General features: G+C 67.4%; 20 protein-coding genes. 17 read left to right on the forward strand and 3 right to left on the reverse strand.

Annotation, left to right across the window (positions count from 1 at the left end; all coding sequences use genetic code 11):
* Window positions 1–119 precede the first annotated feature (119 nt).
* Complete coding sequence (locus tag LJ655_RS23870) at window positions 120–629, forward strand: DUF1269 domain-containing protein (protein WP_230563679.1); 510 nt, start codon at window positions 120–122, stop codon at window positions 627–629.
* Window positions 630–710: 81 nt separating this feature from the next.
* On the opposite strand, the gene LJ655_RS23875 is transcribed toward LJ655_RS23870, so the two are convergent.
* On the reverse strand, window positions 711–1,322 hold the full coding sequence (locus LJ655_RS23875) for a LemA family protein (protein ID WP_230563680.1): 612 nt from the start codon (window positions 1,320–1,322) through the stop codon (window positions 711–713).
* Between the two features lie 133 nt (window positions 1,323–1,455).
* Between LJ655_RS23875 and atpD the strand changes: the two genes are divergently transcribed.
* From atpD to LJ655_RS23945, 14 genes are all read left to right on the forward strand, one after another.
* Window positions 1,456–2,967 carry a F0F1 ATP synthase subunit beta gene (gene atpD, locus LJ655_RS23880; RefSeq protein WP_230563777.1) on the forward strand — a complete coding sequence of 504 codons (1,512 nt, stop codon included), beginning with the start codon at window positions 1,456–1,458 and terminating at the stop codon, window positions 2,965–2,967.
* A gap of 13 nt (window positions 2,968–2,980) precedes the next feature.
* Window positions 2,981–3,412 carry a F0F1 ATP synthase subunit epsilon gene (locus LJ655_RS23885; RefSeq protein WP_230563681.1) on the forward strand — a complete coding sequence of 144 codons (432 nt, stop codon included), beginning with the start codon at window positions 2,981–2,983 and terminating at the stop codon, window positions 3,410–3,412.
* Window positions 3,409–3,753: an AtpZ/AtpI family protein gene (locus LJ655_RS23890; protein ID WP_425605834.1), complete on the forward strand. Its 345-nt coding sequence runs from the start codon at window positions 3,409–3,411 to the stop codon at window positions 3,751–3,753. The genes LJ655_RS23885 and LJ655_RS23890 overlap by 4 nt, the downstream gene beginning before the upstream one ends.
* Entirely contained in the window at window positions 3,746–4,039 is a 294-nt protein-coding gene (locus tag LJ655_RS23895; RefSeq protein ID WP_425605835.1) for an ATP synthase subunit I, read from the forward strand. Before LJ655_RS23890 ends, LJ655_RS23895 begins: the two co-directional genes overlap by 8 nt.
* On the forward strand, window positions 4,036–4,734 hold the full coding sequence (locus tag LJ655_RS23900) for a F0F1 ATP synthase subunit A (RefSeq protein WP_230563682.1): 699 nt from the start codon (window positions 4,036–4,038) through the stop codon (window positions 4,732–4,734). The genes LJ655_RS23895 and LJ655_RS23900 overlap by 4 nt, the downstream gene beginning before the upstream one ends.
* Window positions 4,731–4,976 carry a F0F1 ATP synthase subunit C gene (locus LJ655_RS23905; protein WP_230563683.1) on the forward strand — a complete coding sequence of 82 codons (246 nt, stop codon included), beginning with the start codon at window positions 4,731–4,733 and terminating at the stop codon, window positions 4,974–4,976. Before LJ655_RS23900 ends, LJ655_RS23905 begins: the two co-directional genes overlap by 4 nt.
* 8 nt (window positions 4,977–4,984) lie before the next feature.
* Window positions 4,985–5,743, forward strand: a complete 759-nt coding sequence (locus LJ655_RS23910; RefSeq protein ID WP_230563684.1) for a F0F1 ATP synthase subunit B — start codon at window positions 4,985–4,987, stop codon at window positions 5,741–5,743.
* Window positions 5,727–7,295 carry a F0F1 ATP synthase subunit alpha gene (locus tag LJ655_RS23915; RefSeq protein ID WP_230563685.1) on the forward strand — a complete coding sequence of 523 codons (1,569 nt, stop codon included), beginning with the start codon at window positions 5,727–5,729 and terminating at the stop codon, window positions 7,293–7,295. The genes LJ655_RS23910 and LJ655_RS23915 overlap by 17 nt, the downstream gene beginning before the upstream one ends.
* On the forward strand, window positions 7,276–8,157 hold the full coding sequence (locus LJ655_RS23920; protein ID WP_230563686.1) for a F0F1 ATP synthase subunit gamma: 882 nt from the start codon (window positions 7,276–7,278) through the stop codon (window positions 8,155–8,157). Before LJ655_RS23915 ends, LJ655_RS23920 begins: the two co-directional genes overlap by 20 nt.
* Window positions 8,154–8,294, forward strand: coding sequence for a hypothetical protein (locus tag LJ655_RS23925; RefSeq protein WP_230563687.1), 141 nt, complete (start codon window positions 8,154–8,156; stop codon window positions 8,292–8,294). The genes LJ655_RS23920 and LJ655_RS23925 overlap by 4 nt, the downstream gene beginning before the upstream one ends.
* A gap of 270 nt (window positions 8,295–8,564) precedes the next feature.
* Window positions 8,565–8,810, forward strand: a complete 246-nt coding sequence (locus LJ655_RS23930; protein ID WP_230563688.1) for a hypothetical protein — start codon at window positions 8,565–8,567, stop codon at window positions 8,808–8,810.
* Between the two features lie 162 nt (window positions 8,811–8,972).
* Window positions 8,973–10,220 (forward strand): chromate efflux transporter, encoded by a 1,248-nt coding sequence (chrA, locus tag LJ655_RS23935; RefSeq protein WP_230563689.1) that lies wholly within the window; start codon window positions 8,973–8,975, stop codon window positions 10,218–10,220.
* A 148-nt stretch (window positions 10,221–10,368) separates the two neighbouring features.
* Window positions 10,369–11,223, forward strand: a complete 855-nt coding sequence (locus LJ655_RS23940; RefSeq protein WP_230563690.1) for a potassium channel family protein — start codon at window positions 10,369–10,371, stop codon at window positions 11,221–11,223.
* 205 nt (window positions 11,224–11,428) lie between these two features.
* Window positions 11,429–12,079, forward strand: coding sequence for a BON domain-containing protein (locus LJ655_RS23945; protein ID WP_230563691.1), 651 nt, complete (start codon window positions 11,429–11,431; stop codon window positions 12,077–12,079).
* Here LJ655_RS23945 and LJ655_RS23950 read toward each other — a convergent pair.
* A complete protein-coding gene (locus LJ655_RS23950; RefSeq protein WP_230563692.1) occupies window positions 11,995–13,449 on the reverse strand; it encodes an MBL fold metallo-hydrolase RNA specificity domain-containing protein in 1,455 nt (484 codons plus the stop codon). The two genes, LJ655_RS23945 and LJ655_RS23950, sit on opposite strands and share 85 nt — an antisense overlap.
* Before the next feature lie 227 nt (window positions 13,450–13,676).
* Between LJ655_RS23950 and LJ655_RS23955 the strand changes: the two genes are divergently transcribed.
* On the forward strand, window positions 13,677–14,348 hold the full coding sequence (locus LJ655_RS23955; protein WP_230563779.1) for a BON domain-containing protein: 672 nt from the start codon (window positions 13,677–13,679) through the stop codon (window positions 14,346–14,348).
* Window position 14,349: 1 nt separating this feature from the next.
* On the opposite strand, the gene LJ655_RS23960 is transcribed toward LJ655_RS23955, so the two are convergent.
* Window positions 14,350–14,940, reverse strand: a complete 591-nt coding sequence (locus LJ655_RS23960) for a cytochrome b (RefSeq protein WP_230563693.1) — start codon at window positions 14,938–14,940, stop codon at window positions 14,350–14,352.
* Between the two features lie 314 nt (window positions 14,941–15,254).
* On the opposite strand from LJ655_RS23960, the gene LJ655_RS23965 reads away from it, so the two are divergent.
* Window positions 15,255–16,355 (forward strand): NAD(P)H-dependent flavin oxidoreductase, encoded by a 1,101-nt coding sequence (locus LJ655_RS23965; protein WP_230563694.1) that lies wholly within the window; start codon window positions 15,255–15,257, stop codon window positions 16,353–16,355.
* The last annotated feature ends 84 nt before the right edge of the window (window positions 16,356–16,439 follow it).

The following is a 16,439-nucleotide window of genomic DNA, read 5'->3' on the forward strand; positions in this document are numbered from 1 at the left end:
CTGCGATGCAATGCAAGCCGGCCGCCTCCTTCGCGACCTGCGCTCCCTCGTTGGCCGTGGCAGGCGTACGATAAGCGGCATCCACCCGCGTTGGGATGCGTGCTTGACGGAGAGCCGACATGAGACGTCTCTATTTCCTCGTACCTGACACGACGACGGCGAAGGCGATCGTGGACGACTTGCTGCGGGCGCGGATCACATGGCGGCATATCCATGTCCTCGCGAATCACAGTGTGGCGCTCGAACAGTTGCCCGAGGCCTCCTTGCTGCAAAGCAGCGACGTCGTGCATTCGCTCGAACGCGGCGTGATGTTCGGCGGCGCGACCGGCGCGCTACTCGGCCTCGTGGCGCTGGCGTTTCCTCCGGCGGAGCTCGCCATTGCGGGGGGCGCCGTCGTCGGATTGACCTTGGCAGGTGCCGGCTTCGGCGCCTGGACGGCGACGATGATCGGCGTCGACGAGCCGAATACACGACTCGAGCGCTTTCGTGGCGCCATACGTGATGGCCAGCTCCTGATCATGGCCGACGTGCCCGGATCGCGCGAGTTCGAGATCGAACAGATGGTCGCGCAGCATTTTCCGAAGGCCGATCTCGAAGGCGCGGAGCCGACGACACCGATCTTCCCCTGAGAGGCAGGGAAGGCGAGGCGATCAAGCGGTTGATCGAAGCGCCATCAACGCTTCTATGCGAGACGGTCGGCCCGCCCGGCGCTAAACCCGCAGCGAACCGCGCAGCGCGCCGAAATCGGTGCGTGGCTGACGGTGCACAGGCGTCGTGTCCGGCACCGTGAAGACCGGCCTGTCACGCTGCGCATGCATGACATCCGCGAGATGCAACGCAAAGCGCTGACGCGACGCGTTGTAGCGCCGTGCCGCTTCGTCGTACCGCTCGCGCGCGACGGCGATCCGGCCGGCCGACGAGGCGAGCCGCGCCTGCAGCGCGCGAAACTTCGGGTTCGCGCTCAGGCGGGGGACAGCCTCGCAGGCGATCAGCAGCTGCGAAATCGAGTCGGTCAATTCGCGTTGCGCAACATCGAAGCGTTCGAAAGAAGCGGGTGAATCGAGCAGCGCCGGCGAGGCATGCAGCTCCGCGACGGCCGCGCGTGAGCTTGCGAGTGTCGCGAGCACCGGCGCATCGGATGGCAGATGCCCGCGCGCGAGCGCGAGCGCCTGCGCTGTCAGATCGAGGCGTGCGTTGTACAGATCCAGCACGTCGGCGAACGCCACGGCGAGTTCGTGATCGGCAACCCGCGCCGAATCGGTCTCGCATCCGGACATGCCAAGGAGCGCCAACAGAATCGAAACGATCAGGGCCGTTCTCATGTCGTCCTCGCTGCGGGGTGGTTACGTTGCCTTGTGCATCGACAGCGTAGGCGCGCCGCGCGGCTTGGGCTCGATCGTCGCCCGCAATGTTTGATCAGGATCAGCTTTTATCCGGGTGCGTATCGCTATCGTGATGGGGTACCAGTACCGAGATGGGGAGCGCTACGTGCCAACGGCAGTGACCACAACCGATCAACACTGCGCACCGTCCACGGCCACGCTCGCCGCAAGCGGGCGCGTGTGCGCCGTGCGCGGCGCGGTGGTCGACGTCGAATTCGACACACCCGCGTTACCTCCAGTCGCCACCGCGCTGTGGATCGCGCGGCCGGACGGCACGCCGATCCTCGCCGAAGTGCAGTCGCATTCCGGCGAGCGAACGGTGCGCGCGCTGGCGCTGCAGGCGAGCGCGGGTCTCGCGCGTGGCGCCGCCGTACGGGTCGGCGCGGGACCCATCGAGGTGCCGGTCGGCGACGCCGTGCTCGGCAGACTGCTCGACGTCGCCGGTGCGATGCGCGACGGCGGCGAGCCGATTCCCGACACCGTCGAGCGCCGGCCGATCCATCGCGCCGCGCCACCGCTCTCGGCGCAGCGTGGCGCGACGCGTCTGTTCGAGACCGGCATCAAGATCGTCGACCTGCTGACGCCGCTCGCGCATGGCGGCAAGGCGGCGATGTTCGGCGGCGCAGGTGTCGGCAAGACGGTACTCGTGATGGAACTGATTCACGCGATGGCCGCGCGCTACGGCGGCACGTCGGTGTTTGCCGGCGTCGGCGAGCGTTCCCGCGAGGGGCACGAAATGCTGTCGGACATGCGCGGCTCGGGCGTGCTGCCGCGGGCCGTGCTCGTCTACGGACAGATGAACGAACCGCCGGGCGCGCGCTGGCGCGTGCCGCTCACCGCGCTGACGATCGCCGAGTACTTTCGCGACGAGCGCGGCCAGAACGTGCTGCTCCTGATGGACAACGTGTTTCGCTTCGTGCAGGCAGGGGCGGAAGTGTCGGGGCTGCTCGGGCGCATGCCGTCGCGGGTCGGCTATCAGCCGACGCTCGCGAGCGAGGTGGCGGCGCTGCAGGAGCGGATCGTGTCGGTGGGCAACGCGGCAGTCACCGCGATCGAGGCGGTCTACGTACCCGCCGATGACTTCACCGACCCCGCCGTGACGACGATCGCCTCGCACGTCGACAGCATGATCGTGCTGTCGCGCGCGCTCGCCGCCGAGGGCATGTATCCGGCGGTCGATCCGCTCGCGTCGTCGTCGGTCCTGCTCGATCCGCTCGTCGTGGGCGCGCAGCACGCGGCGGTCGCCAACGAGGTGCGGCGCGTGCTCGAACATCAGCGCGAGTTGCAGGACGTGATCGCGTTGCTCGGCATCGAGGAACTCGGCCTCGACGATCGCCGTGCCGTACAGCGCGCGCGTCGTTTGCAGCGCTTTCTGACGCAGCCGTTCGCGGTCACCGAAGCGTTCTCGGGACAGCCCGGGCGAGCGGTCGCGCTCGCCGACACGATCGCCGGCTGCAAGGCGATTCTCGCCGGCGAGTGCGACGATTGGCAGGAGCGCTCGCTGTACATGGTCGGCGCGCTCGATGAGGCGCGCGACAAGGAAGCCCGCGGCAGGTCGGCGGGTGCAAGCGCCGTCGTGGCGTGAGAAGGAGATTGCGATGCCGCAGCGTGGCCTGTCTCTGACGATCGCGACACCGGCGCGCGTCGTGGTCGACGGGCTGCCTGTCGTGTCGTTGCGCGCCGAGGACGAGAGCGGCGCGTTCGGCGTGCGCGCGGGGCACGCGGACATGGTCACGCTGCTGAGCGCGTCGGTCGTGCGCTGGCGCACGCCGGACGGCGGCGAGCATTACTGCGCGGTCGATGGCGGCGTGCTGATCGTATCGCGCGGCACGGCCGTCTCGCTCGCTTGCCGCGAAGCGATACCGGGCGACTCGCTCGAAGCGCTCGAAGCGGACGTGCGCCGCGCGCGTGCCGCGCAGATCGACGCGATGCGGCGCGCGCGCGTCGAGCAGACGCGTCTGCATGCGCAGGCCGTGCGTCAGATGCTGCTCTATCTGCGCCCGCGCGCCACACATGGAGAACCGGGATGACGACGCGGCCGCCTGCCGGCGAGGCGGACCGTCAGGCCGATGGCGAACCCGGCGAAGCTGGCGACCGCGTCGCGCAAGCCGCACAGCGCGCGGCAAGCCGGGCGCGCACGGGCCGTGCGAACCCGGAGCCATCGCTGGGCGCGCGGCTTGGCCAGATCGGCATTCTCGGCTGGACGATCGTGTTGCCGATCCTGCTTTGCCTTCTGCTCGGGCGCTGGCTCGACCGCCTGGCGGGTACGCGGGTATTTTTTGCGGCGCCGCTTCTGATGATCGGCGCGGGCATCGGTCTATGGTCAGCATGGCGCTGGATGCATCGACAGGAAAGGAGAGATCGTGATTGACACCACCCCGCTTCACTTCGCCGACACGCTCGCGCTTGCCGCCACGGGAATGGCGGTCGGCTTGCTGAGCGGTGCGCTTCACTTCGCGACGCTGCGCTGGAACGTCGCGTATTTCGCGCGAGGCCGCGTGATGCACGCTTTCGCGCTGCAACTGGCGCGGCTCGCGCTGACGGCCGCTTTGTTCGTCCTGCTTGCGAAAGCGGGCGCGTTCGCGTTGCTCGGCGGCATCGGCGGCTTCCTGTGGGCGCGCGGCATCGCGCTCGGCATGCGCAGGGCGGCGCCGTGATCCATTCGCCGCTCGTCACCGCGCCGCTCGTGCGTGCCGGTCCGCTCGTCATCACCGCGCCCGTGGTCGTCACGTGGGCGATCATGGCGGCGATGACGCTCGTCTCGCTATGGCTCACGCGCAAGCTGTCCATCCGGCCGTCGCGTACGCAGACCGCGCTCGAACTGCTGGTCGGCACGCTCGACACGCAAATCCGCGACACGATGCAAACCGATCCGGCGCCGTATCGTGCGCTGATCGGCACCTTGTTCCTGTTCGTGCTGATCGCGAACTGGTCGTCGCTGATTCCGGGCATCGAGCCGCCCACCGCGCACCTGGAAACGGATGCGGCGCTCGCGCTCGTCGTGCTCGCCGCGACGCTCGTGTGCGGCGTGCGCTCGCGCGGCTGGCGCGGCTACCTCGCGACGTTCGCCGAACCGGCGTGGGTGATGATCCCGCTGAACGTCGTCGAGCAGATCACGCGCACGTTTTCGCTGGTGGTGCGCCTGTTCGGCAATGTGATGAGCGGCGTATTCGTGGTCGGCATCGTGCTGTCGCTGGCCGGGTTGCTGGTGCCGATTCCGTTGATGGCGCTCGATCTGCTGACCGGCGCGGTGCAGGCCTACATTTTCGCGGTGCTCGCGATGGTATTCATCGGCGCCGCCGTCGGCGAGTCGCGCGCCGTCGTTCACGACAATCAGAAAGGACAGGCATGAACCTTATCGAAATCGTCAGCATCGCCGCCGCCGCGCTTGCCGTGTCGTTCGGCGCGATCGGGCCAGCGCTCGCCGAGGGCCGCGCGGTCGCCGCCGCGATGGACGCGATCGCGCGCCAGCCCGACTCGGCGGGCACGCTGTCGCGCACGCTGTTCGTCGGGCTCGCGATGATCGAGACGATGGCGATCTATTGCCTCGTCGTCGCGCTGCTGTTGCTGTTCGCCAATCCGTTCGTCAGGTAGGGCGCGTGATGAAAATCGACTGGTCGACGCTGGCGCTGCAGACGCTCAACGCACTGATTCTGATCTGGCTGCTCGCGCGTTTTCTGTTCCGTCCGGTCGCGAAGATCATCGCGGACAGACAGGCGAGCGCGAATGCGCTGATCGGCGACGCAAACGCGGCGAAGCTCGCGGCGCAGGCCGAACGTGATGCGCTGCAAGCCGAACGCGAGCAGCTCGCCGCGCGGCGCGCGCAGGCGTTTGCCACGATCGAGGCCGACGCGCGCACGCAGCACGCGGCGCTGCTCGACGCCGCACGCGACGAAGCCGGGCGGCTGCGCGCCCAGGCGGCGGCGGAGCGGCAGCGCGAGAGCGCGGCGCAAGCCGAAGCGGCGTCGGCGGCCGCCGCCGAGCTGGCCGTCGATATCGCGGGCAAGCTGCTCGACCGGTTGCTGGAACGGTCGCCCGAGGACCTGCGCGTCGCCGGCTTCATCGACGGGCTCGCGGACGGCGTGCGCCGCTTGTCGCCGGGCGCGCGCGCCGCGCTGGCCGGGGATGTGCCGCTGCGCCTGAGCGCGCCGCGCGAGTTGACGCAGCAGGAGCGCGCCGCTTGCGAAGCCGCGCTCACGGGCGCCTTCGCCCAGCAGATCCGGTTCGAGACCGGGATCGACCGGACGCTGCTCGCCGGTCTCGAACTGTCGGGCGGGCACGGCGTCGTGCGCAATAGCTGGCGCGACCAGCTCGAACAGATCCACGGCGAACTGCTTCGCGACGATGGACTCGCGCGCTGACCTCGCCCACGCGTGGCTCGCGCGCAAACGCGAGGCGCTTGCGCGCGTTACGCCGCAGCCGCGGGCGGCGAGCATGGGCCGGGTCGAACAGATCGCCGACGGCATTGCTTTCGTGTCGGGCCTGCCCGACGCCGCGCTCGACGAGGTCGTCGAAATCGAATGCGGCGTGCGCGGCTTCATTCATTCGCTCGACGCGGCGAGCGCGAGCGTCGTGCTGCTCGACAGCGGGGAGGCGGTGCGCTCGGGCATGCGCGTCGCGGGGACCGGCAGCGTGCTCGACGTGCCGGTCGGCGACGCGCTGCTCGGCCGCGTCGTCGATCCGCTCGGCCGGCCGCTCGATGGCGGCGAGGCGCTCGGGGCCGCCATGCGTTTGCCCGTCGAGCGCGCGGCGCCCGCGATCATCGAGCGGGACTTCGTGAGCGAGCCGTTGCAGACGGGCGTGCTCGTCGTCGATGCGCTGTTCGCGATCGGGCGTGGGCAGCGTGAGCTGATCATCGGCGATCGCGCGACGGGCAAGACCTCGCTCGCCGTCGAGGCGATCGTCAATCAGAAACACAGCGACGTGATCTGCGTGTATGTCGCCGTCGGCCAGCGCGCGACGGCGGTGCAGCGCGTGATCGATGCCGTGCGCGAGCAGGGCGCGTTCGAGCGCTGCATCTTCGTCGTCGCTTCGGCGGCCGCGCCGCCCGGCCTGCAGTGGATCGCGCCGTTCGCGGGGTGCTCGATCGCCGAGTTCTTTCGCGATCGCGGCCAGCATGCGCTGATCGTGATCGACGATCTGACGAAGCATGCGGCGACCCATCGCGAGCTCGCACTGCTCACGCGCGAGCCGCCAGGGCGCGAGGCGTATCCCGGCGATATTTTTTATCTGCACGCGCGGCTGCTGGAACGCGCGGCGAAACTGTCGCCCGCGCGCGGCGGCGGTTCGCTGACGGCGCTGCCGATCGCCGAGACGGACGCCGGCAATCTGTCGGCCTACATTCCGACCAACCTGATCTCGATCACCGACGGACAGATCGTGCTCGACGCCGCGCTGTTCGCCGCGAACCAGCGGCCCGCCGTGGACGTCGGCCTGAGCGTGAGCCGCGTGGGCGGCAAGGCGCAGTACGCCGCGCTGCGCGACGTCGCGGGCCGCCTGCGGCTCGACTACGCGCAGTTTCTCGAGCTCGAAATGTTCAGCCGCTTCGGCGGTCTCGCCGATGCACGCGTCACCGCGCAGATCGAGCGAGGCAAACGGATTCGCGCGCTGCTGACGCAGCCGCGCTTCGACGCGTTGGGCGCCGCCGATCAGGTCGCGTTGCTCGCGGCGCTCGCCGCCGGCGTGTTCGACGGTGTCGCGCCCGAGGTGACGACGTGGGTGCGCGACAAGCTCAGCACGGCGGACGACGTGCATCGCGAAGCGGCAGCGGCGGCATGGCTGCACGAGCCGCTCGACGACGCGCTGCGCGACAGTCTGAGCGAGCGCATTCGCGCGCTCGTCGAACGGGTGACGCACGAAGGTCCGCACGCGCCGCAAGCATCAGGGAGTCGCGATGAGCAGCCGGCTAAGTGAGATCGAAACCCGCACCGCTTCGGCGACGCAGCTTGACGCGGTGATCGGCGCAATGCGCGGCATCGCTGCCGCGCGCGAGCGCGAGGCGCAGGCGCGGCTCGCGGGCATCCGCTCGGCGGCGGCGACCGTCGGCGAGGCGATCGGCATGGTGCTCGCCGCTGCGCCGCCGGCGCGTGCCGAGCGCTTCGCGCCGCCGGAGAACGCCGCGCGCATCCTCATCGTGGTGTGCACCGAGCAGGGTTTCGTCGGCGGCTTCAACGAGCATCTGCTCGCGCGCGCCGAACGGCTGAAGGCGCACGAGCCGGGCGAGGTTTTCATCGTCGGCACGCGTGGCACGATGCTCGCGCAGGAACGCGCATTGCGCTATGGCTGGTCCGTGGGGATGGCCGCGCATGCGCAAGATGTGGTGCGCGTGGCCGGTCAGGTCGCGGATGCGGTATTCGCGCGCTTCAGCGACGAGGCTTCGTCTCAGGTGTGGCTCGTGCACGCGACGCCCGGTCCCGTTCTCGACGAGCGCATCGTGACGCGGCGGCTCGTGCCGTTCGACTTCACGCGCTTCGAGGTGCCGTCGCGCGGGCAGGCGCCGCTTCTGAACCTGCCGCTCGACAAGCTGTTGACGGGCCTTACCGAGCGCTACGTGTACCTCGAACTATGCGATGGCCTGATGCAGTCGTTCGCGGCGGAAAACGCGGCGCGCGTCGCGGCGATGCTGGCGGCGAGCCGTCATGTGAAGGACCGGTTGCAGGCGCTCACGCGCGACTATCGGATCGTCCGGCAGGACGAGATCACCGCCGAAATCGCCGAACTGGCCGCGACGGGCGCCTGTGCGCCGGCGGCTGCGGCGGCAGGAGCGCAGCCATGAAGCGCGCCGCGTCGGCGCGCGTGTCGATGCTTGCTTTCGTGCTGACTGCGGGCTGCGCGAGCGCCGCGCGCGGAGCCGTCTTCCGCCGCGAGGAAGCGGCGCTATTACTGACGTGTTGCACAATCGGGTCCGGTTAATTGACCGTCAGGCAACATGTCGTCACTTGTCCCGCCTTCTTTTCTCGGCGTCCATGAACGGCAGCATAAGCACTTCTTCCTGCAGAGCGTGAGCAGGTGAGATTGTCGCCAGTCCGTCCATGAGGGGTCAGCCGATTCCTACGATCGTCCCCGACGGACTACCCTCGTTTCCGCCGTCGCTGATTCAGATAACGCCGGGCGTTGCCGATAATAGTTTCAACGGCACGGCGCAATGCACGGCGCCACGCCGGCGCGACTGAGGAGGCAGCAATGAACGACACCGTCATCCCCTTGCGGACCCTGGTCGACAAATGGCTTGCCCCGACCCGCACGACGCCCGCGCATGTGATGCACACCGGCCGTATGGCGGCCACGCGGGCGCGTTATGTCCGCCTCGAAGGCGCGATCTCTTCGGGACCTCTGACGATCGTATTTTTCCGGCACGGCAATGGTTCGTGGGACGTGTTCCCGCCCGTCGTGGAGTCGCCGGCGATGAGTGCGCGTTTTCTTGCCTGAGCATTTTGTCAGACCCAGCGGTGCGCGGGCGAGCGAGCGCGCACCGCATTGTCGGCGAGTCCGGCCTTTATACTGACGGCCGTGCAGCACAACACCCGTCAAAGAACTTTCGCCGCCTGTCTGCGGACGGTTGGCCCCGGCATCGCTCGAACGCACCCATCCATGGATACTGATCTGCCGTCGTCGCACCGCTCGCTCCCGCGCGTATTCGAAGTTCTCATCGTCTTTCTCAAACTTGGGCTGACCAGCTTCGGCGGCCCGATCGCACACATCGGCTACTTCCGGCGCGAGTTCGTCGAGCGCCGGCGCTGGCTCGACGACGAAGCCTTCACCGATCTGATCGGACTGTGCCAATTTCTGCCGGGACCGGCGAGCAGCCAGGCCGGGTTCTCGATCGGAGTATTGCGGGCAGGCTGGGCTGGGGGCCTGGCCGCCTGGTGCGGTTTCACGCTGCCGTCGGTATGCGTGATGCTGGCCTTTGCCGCGATCGCGCCGGACCTGAGCGGTGCTGCCGGCACGGGCGTGATTCACGGCCTCAAACTCGTCGCGGTGGCCGTCGTCGCGCAGGCCGTCTGGGATATGGCGCGGCGTCTGTGTCCAGATCGCCGCCGCGCGGCGATCGCGCTCGCGTCGCTTGCCTTGCTGAGTCTGCTGAGCGGCGCCTACGCTCAACTGATCGTGATAGGGGCGGGTGCATTGCTCGGTGTCGCGCTGTGCCGCACGACGGCGGCGCAAGCGCCGCGTCCCGTTGCGCGCCGGGCCGGCGACTTTCAGGTGTCGCGCGCGGCCGGTATCGCCGCTCTCGTGGTGTTTTGCGCACTGCTTTTTGCGTTGCCGCTATGGGCGGCAAGCGGGGGCTCGCAAGGCCTGCGCGTATTCGATGCGTTCTATCGCTCGGGCGCGCTCGTGTTCGGCGGCGGGCACGTGGTGCTGCCGTTGTTGCAGCGTGAAACCGTCGCAACCGGATGGGTCGCGCCGAATGATTTCCTTGCGGGCTACGGCGCGGCTCAGGCGGTACCCGGACCGCTATTCACGTTCGCGGCGTTCCTCGGCTGGATGATGGCCGTGTCACCCCGGCATTGGAGCGGCGCGCTGCTGGCGACCGTGGGCATCTTTCTGCCGGGGCTGCTGCTCGTGCTCGCGGCATTGCCGTGGTGGCAGGCGCTGCGCGCGCGCGCAACGATGTCGGCGGCGCTTGCCGGCGTCAATGCCGCGGTGGTGGGCCTATTGGCTGCCGCGCTTTATTCGCCGGTATGGACGAGCGCGGTATTGTCGCCAGCGGATTTCGCCGTTGCGTGCATCGGCTTTTTCCTGTTGATGCGCTGGAAGGTGCCGCCGCTCGCGGTCGTCGTGCTTTGCGTGGCGGCCGGCATTGCTCAAGCGGTGCTGCACCAGGGCCTGACGATCTGATCGAGCACGCTTTCACAAGCACTGATCTGCATCAAGGCGGACAACCGGGCGTCGGGTAGCCTGCAACAGATGATCGCGCGGCCTGCGGGCGTTTGCGGAACCGGACGGTACCGCGCGAAACCCCGACCTGCCGCAAGCCATTCGCGCGATGACGGACCACATATTCGACAACGGCCTCGCCGGCTACGGATTGGGCGGCGTAAGCGCAAACGACAGCCCACGAGCCGTGCGCGCATGGCGGCACCTGCGCTGGGGCCTTTGCGCGCTGAGCTTTTGCGCGATTCCCGCCTTCTACGCCGAACTGACGGTGCCGACCGCGTTTGCGCTGAACCTCTCGCGGACTCTGTACCTCGGCATATTCGCCGGCTTTGCGTTGTCGTTCACCTGGTTGGCCCATCTGAGCCGGCGGCCGAAGACGCTGCTCGCGAACAACTGGCTCGACCTGACGATCGCGTTAGGCGCGGCGTTCAGCATCGGCTTCGGCACGCCGCCCTGGCAGCCGGTCGAATGGTTGCTCAGGCTGTCGTTCATGGGGCTCGTGGCGTTGCGCATCGTGCTGTCGCTACGAGGCTTTTTCGCGCCGAACCGTCTGATGTGGTTGCTGCTCGCCGGCGCGCTCGTGCTCGCGATGGCCGGCGCCGGCTTTTATTGGCTCGAACCGCGCGTGCATTCGTACGCGGAAGGGCTGTGGCTGGCGTTCGAAAGCAGCGCGACCGTCGGCTACGGCGACATCGCGCCGACGACGCCCGCCTCGCGGGTATTCGCGGCATTCGTCGTGCTGCTCGGCTACGGCATGTTGTCGCTGGTCTTCGCGAGCATCGCCGCCGTATTCATCGGCAAGGAGGAGAGGGCGTTACGGCGCGAGATGCACCGGGATATCAAGCGCCTGAACGACGAGATCGCGCGCATGCACGCCGAGCTGAAAGCATTGCGCCAGACGCTCGACGGCCCCGCGCACCGGCGCGACCCGGATGCAAGTTCGGTGACGCGCGCGGATGATTGACCCTCCCCGCCGGTCCGCGTTTGCGGCGCTCATCGGCGATCCGCGCTTGACGTGGATCAACGACGCGGCATCGGGCACGGCTACGCTGAAGGAATGGTGAGCCGAGCACGGCGCGCCCGGCTGGACCCGCTCGTGGCCTGCTTATCTGTTTTGCGGCCGTGCGCGCCACGATCTGTCGCATTGATTCACCGCAAGGAGACACGGGATGAAAACCGACGGGCAACTGAAGCAGGAAGTCGAGGAGGAGCTCGAATGGGATGCGGCGGTCACCGCGACCGATATCGGCGTGGAGGTGGCCAATGGGGTGGTCACGCTGTCCGGCCATCCGGCGAGTCTCGCCGAAAAACTCGGTGCCGAGAGAGCCGCGCAGCGCGTGGCGGGTGTGAAGGCTGTCGTGGTCGAGATGGAGGTCCGCCTGCCGCAGCGGGACCAACATAGCGACGAGGACGTAGCCGGCGCGGTCCGCGCGATCTTGCACTGGAGCGTCGCGGTGCCCGACGATGCGGTGAAGATTCAGGTGGAAAAAGGCTGGGTCACGCTGACGGGCACGCTCGACTGGGCCTACCAGCGCCATGTCGTCGCGCGCGCCGTCGGTCAGATGCGCGGCATACGCGGCGTGACCAACGCAATCGAGGTGCACCCTAAGGTCGCCTCGGACCAGATCGGGAAGAGCATCGGGGAGGCGCTGCGGCGGCACGCCGAGCGCGAAATCAGGCACATCGGAATCGACGTGAAGGACGGCACGGTCACGCTGACGGGCAAGGTGGGCTCCTACGCGGAACGCAAAGTCGCGCGGGGTGTCGCGTGGAGCACGCCAGGCGTTTGCGCGGTGGTCGACGATCTGGTCGTCGAATGACAAGCCTGGAGTTGCGCGAGTTCGACGCTTTGCCCATCAACGGGCACCTCGCAACACCAGCCGAGCCTCTCCGTGATGTGCCGCCGCATCGCATCCGCCGCGGCGGGTTCGCCGTGCGTGACGAACGTACGGGCGGGCGCGTCGCTCAGACTCGACAGCCAGTTCAGCAGTTCGCGGTAATCGGCATGCGCGGAGAGCGACGAGACCGATACGACGTTCGCGCGCACGCGCACATATTCGCCGAACAGTTTGATGGACGGCTCGTGATCGGCCAGCGCCGCGCCGCGCGTGCCCGCCGCCTGATAGCCGACGAGCGCGATCGTATTGTGCGGATCGGACGCGTACAGGCGCAGATGATGCAGCACGCGCCCGCCGGTGGCCATGCCGCTGCCCGCGATGATCACCATCGGCCCCTTCTGCGAGGCGATCGCCTTCGACTGGTCGACGCTTCTGACCATGATCGCGGCCTTGTCGATCGCATTGGCGTCGGACATCGTCAACCGATGCTCGGCGATGCGCCTGCGATACACGTCCGTCACGCTGGTCGCCATCGGACTGTCCAGATACACGGGCACGTGCGCCATGCGCCCGGTCTCCTTGAGTTTCGCGATGTAGTAAAGGATTGCCTGCGCGCGTCCGACTGCGAAACACGGCATCACCACCACGCCGCCTTTGGCGAACGTTCGGCTAAAGATCTCTGCGAGTTCGTCCTGCGGATCCGAATCCGGATGCAGGCGGTTGCCGTAGGTCGATTCGACGACGAGATAATCGGCGTGCGCAAGCGGCGAGGGCGCACGCATGATCGGATCGGCGGGGCGGCCCACGTCGCCGGAAAATGCCAGCACCTTGTGATTGCGGCACATGACGACGCTCGCTGCCCCGAGGATGTGCCCCGACGCCAGGAATCGGAAGCAAAGCCCATGTGACAGCTCGACGGGCGTGTCGAAGCGCCGTGGCGTCATCAGATGCAGCGCTCGCTGCGCGTCGTCGAGCGTGTAGAGCGGCAGCGCCGGCCGATGCTTCGAGAAGCCGTGCCGGTTCGCGAAATCCGCTTCCTCTTCCTGCAGCTTCGCGCTGTCGCGCAGCATGATCTCGCACAGCTCGGCGGTGCCGGGCGTGCAATAGACGGGGCCGCGAAAGCCGTTTCGCGCGAGCAACGGCAAATAGCCGCTATGGTCGAGATGCGCGTGAGTCAGGATCACCGCGTCGATCGAATCGGCTGGTACGGGAAGGGGCGCCCAGTTGCGCAGCCGCAGGTTCTTCACTCCCTGAAACAGCCCGCAATCGACGAGGATGCGCAAGCCCGGTTCTTCAAGCAGATACTTTGAACCCGTGACGGTCTCGCTCGCTCCCAGAAAGGTCAGTTTCATGGTTCCTCCATTGCATCGGCACGAGGTGCCGCATGGGACCATTTCAGCGGATGCGGGCGCCTCGCCTTTGATCTGGATCATCGGTCGCGCAGTGCTCGCACGCTAGTCTGCAGGAAGGTGCTCACGCGAAGTCATAACGAATGGGAGGCGGGAGCGCAAGCAAGCCGATCTTTCTGTTGCGTCGAAACGCTGCCGCGTCGATGCGAATTCCCGGAGGGGCAATGACCATGAAATCGGACAGTCAATTGCATGAGGAAGTCGAGGACGAACTGGCGAACAATCCTGCGATCGAAGCGAACCGGATTGGCGTCGCGGTGGCCGACGGCATCGTCACGCTAAGCGGTCAGGTGCCGAACTATGCGCAGAAGGTCGCCGCCGAGAAATGCGCGCTTGCCATCGCCGGTGTGGTGGCCGTCGTCATGCATATCGACGTGGCGCTTCGCGACGCGGACCGGCGAACCGACGAGGACATCGCGCTGAGCGCGCGGGCCGTGCTCGACTGGATCGCCGGTCTCGAGGAAAGCACGGTCAAGGTCAAGGTCGAGAACGGCTGGGTTACGTTGAGCGGCGAGGTGCGCGACGCTTACCGCAGCCATATCGCCGAGAAAAACATTCGCCACATGCGCGGCGTGACCGGTTTGACGAACAGCATCCGCATCACGGGCAGCGCGTCGCCGACCGATATCGAGTACAACATCCGTAAAGCGATCCAGCGCCATACCGAACGCGAACTGAAGCACCTGGGCGTCCAGGTCGAGAACGGCGAGGTCACGCTGTCGGGCCGCGTCAGTTCGGCGGCCGAAAGGGCAGTGGTATGGGGCGCGGCGCGCTCGACGCCGGGCGTGAAAGCGATCGTCGATCGTCTGTCGATCGACGGTCGCGGAGCTGCCGTTACGTGATTTACGCGTCGCCCGGCTCTCCGGGCAGCATGCGTCTGAGCACGTCGTCGCGCAGGACGAAGTGATGAAACAGCGCGGCGGCCGCATGCCCCGCCGCGATGACGATGATGGCCCAGCCGATGAAATCATGAGCCTCGCCAATCGCATGATGCGTGGCCTTGTCGGTCGGCGCGAACGGCGCGGGGATCAGCAGGCCGAAAAAGCTCATCGATTCATCGCCGCTGCAGCGCAACACGAAACCCAGTACCGCTTCGCCCACCAGCAGCGCATACAGCAGATAGTGGACGCCTTTCGCGGCCGTCTCGGCCCACCCCGAGGCGCTCGCGCGGCTTTGATGCCCGGGTGTCAGACGCCACCCGATGCGCGTGATCAACACGGCCGACAGCAGTATTCCAAACGACATGTGCGAGACGATCATCAGATGGCGCGTCGGCTTCGGCGCAAACCCCCAGGTATGGGCCAGAGCGAATTGCGCCAGCACCAGAATCACCGTGAGCCAATGCAACAGGATCGAGATAGAGTCGTACTGGGTGCGGTCGTTGACGGCCGCGATTCGCGTGGTGTCAGAGGGCGTGGGTGAATGTTTGAGCATGGTCATTGGATCGAGCGAACGGATTGGGAACAGTAAGGTGCCAGAAATCAGAAGGCAGCGAAGTTTGACGCACGCAGCCTGCCAGCGCCAACGGAGCGTACCAGGATCTGCTGAACGATTCCTTAAGGCTGAGCTTTGCCGCAAAAGTGGACCGGAAAAAGGCCACACTCGAACCTCTACGCACTGATGTCGCCGACCTGCGTGGTGCACAATGTGTACGCACCGTTCGCGCTGCGCTTCGCCGCCGGTCTCGGGGGCGGCTGACAGGCTGACACGCACATCGAACTCTCCAACGCATCGGGTGGAACAGGAACATGAACGCTCAAGCTGACAATCGCGCCTTGCTGCGCTCGCTCGGTATCCAGAAGCCGATCATTCAGGCGCCCATGGCGGGCGTCACTACGCCGGCGCTGGCTGCCGCGGTGTCCAACGCGGGCGGCCTCGGCTCGCTTGGCGTTGCCGCGATGAATGCGCAGAACGCCCGCCGCGCGATCCACCAGACGCGCGAACTGACGACGAGGCCGTTCAACGTCAACGTGTTCTGCCATCGCCCGGCCACCGCCGATGCCGAGGTTGAGCGCGCATGGCTCGACTGGCTCGAACCGGTTTTCCGGCAATACGGCGCGACGCCGCCGCCGTCGCTCTCCGAGATCTACACGAGCTTCGTCGCCGATAAAGCGATGCAGGCGATGCTGCTCGAAGAGAAGCCGGCCGTCGTGAGCTTCCATTTCGGCTTGCCGCCCGATGCGGTGATTGCGGAACTCAAGCACGCGGGCGTGCGTTTGCTGGCGAGCGCGACCAATCTTGACGAAGCGGCAGCGGCCGTCGAGGCGGGCATCGATGCGATCGTCGCCCAGGGCATCGAAGCGGGCGGTCATCGCGGCGTGTTCGACACGACCGGACGCGACGAACGTCTCGGCACGTTTGCGCTCACGCGCCTGCTCGTCAGTGAATGCGACGTGCCCGTGATCGCAGCAGGCGGCATCATGGACGGCGCGGGCATCGCCGCCGCGCTCGCGCTGGGCGCGCAGGCGGCGCAACTGGGCACGGCGTTCGTCGCGTGCCCCGAAACCTCGATCGACGACGGTTATCGCCGCGCCTTGCTCAGCGATGCGGCGCGCTCCACGACGTTCACCTCGGCCATTTCAGGGCGTCTCGCGCGCGGCATCGTCAATCGCTTCACCGCGCTCGGCGAGGATCCGCAGGCGCCGCGCACGCCGTCCTATCCGATCGCCTACGACGCGGGCAAGGCTCTGAATGCAGCCGCCAAAGCCCAAGGCGAGTTCGGCTACGGCGCACAATGGGCGGGCCAGGCCGCGCCGCTGGCGCGTTCGTTGCCCGCGCGCGAACTGATGGCGCAGTTGGAGCGCGAGACGCGCGAAAGTATCGAGCGGCTGCAATCGGTTTGGAACTGAGCAGTCTCTCTTGGCAATGTGCCTTCAAGGGACAACGACTTCTACGCGGCAAACGTCACGCAGCGCGAAGCCGACTTGGGGCCA

Source organism: Paraburkholderia translucens (assembly GCF_020881035.1).
GTDB classification, from domain to species: Bacteria; Pseudomonadota; Gammaproteobacteria; order Burkholderiales; family Burkholderiaceae; genus Paraburkholderia; species Paraburkholderia translucens.

Bases quoted from the DNA above. Each gene is read 5' to 3' on its own strand.
- LJ655_RS23870 (WP_230563679.1), top strand. From the start codon at position 120: ATGAGACGTCTCTATTTCCTCGTACCTGACACGACGACGGCGAAGGCG.
- LJ655_RS23875 (WP_230563680.1), bottom strand. From the start codon at position 1,322: ATGAGAACGGCCCTGATCGTTTCGATTCTGTTGGCGCTCCTTGGCATG.
- atpD (WP_230563777.1), top strand. From the start codon at position 1,456: ATGGGGTACCAGTACCGAGATGGGGAGCGCTACGTGCCAACGGCAGTG.
- LJ655_RS23885 (WP_230563681.1), top strand. From the start codon at position 2,981: ATGCCGCAGCGTGGCCTGTCTCTGACGATCGCGACACCGGCGCGCGTC.
- LJ655_RS23890 (WP_425605834.1), top strand. From the start codon at position 3,409: ATGACGACGCGGCCGCCTGCCGGCGAGGCGGACCGTCAGGCCGATGGC.
- LJ655_RS23905 (WP_230563683.1), top strand. From the start codon at position 4,731: ATGAACCTTATCGAAATCGTCAGCATCGCCGCCGCCGCGCTTGCCGTG.
- LJ655_RS23910 (WP_230563684.1), top strand. From the start codon at position 4,985: ATGAAAATCGACTGGTCGACGCTGGCGCTGCAGACGCTCAACGCACTG.
- LJ655_RS23915 (WP_230563685.1), top strand. From the start codon at position 5,727: ATGGACTCGCGCGCTGACCTCGCCCACGCGTGGCTCGCGCGCAAACGC.
- LJ655_RS23920 (WP_230563686.1), top strand. From the start codon at position 7,276: ATGAGCAGCCGGCTAAGTGAGATCGAAACCCGCACCGCTTCGGCGACG.
- LJ655_RS23925 (WP_230563687.1), top strand. From the start codon at position 8,154: ATGAAGCGCGCCGCGTCGGCGCGCGTGTCGATGCTTGCTTTCGTGCTG.
- LJ655_RS23930 (WP_230563688.1), top strand. From the start codon at position 8,565: ATGAACGACACCGTCATCCCCTTGCGGACCCTGGTCGACAAATGGCTT.
- chrA (WP_230563689.1), top strand. From the start codon at position 8,973: ATGGATACTGATCTGCCGTCGTCGCACCGCTCGCTCCCGCGCGTATTC.
- LJ655_RS23940 (WP_230563690.1), top strand. From the start codon at position 10,369: ATGACGGACCACATATTCGACAACGGCCTCGCCGGCTACGGATTGGGC.
- LJ655_RS23945 (WP_230563691.1), top strand. From the start codon at position 11,429: ATGAAAACCGACGGGCAACTGAAGCAGGAAGTCGAGGAGGAGCTCGAA.
- LJ655_RS23950 (WP_230563692.1), bottom strand. From the start codon at position 13,449: ATGAAACTGACCTTTCTGGGAGCGAGCGAGACCGTCACGGGTTCAAAG.
- LJ655_RS23955 (WP_230563779.1), top strand. From the start codon at position 13,677: ATGAAATCGGACAGTCAATTGCATGAGGAAGTCGAGGACGAACTGGCG.
- LJ655_RS23960 (WP_230563693.1), bottom strand. From the start codon at position 14,940: ATGCTCAAACATTCACCCACGCCCTCTGACACCACGCGAATCGCGGCC.
- LJ655_RS23965 (WP_230563694.1), top strand. From the start codon at position 15,255: ATGAACGCTCAAGCTGACAATCGCGCCTTGCTGCGCTCGCTCGGTATC.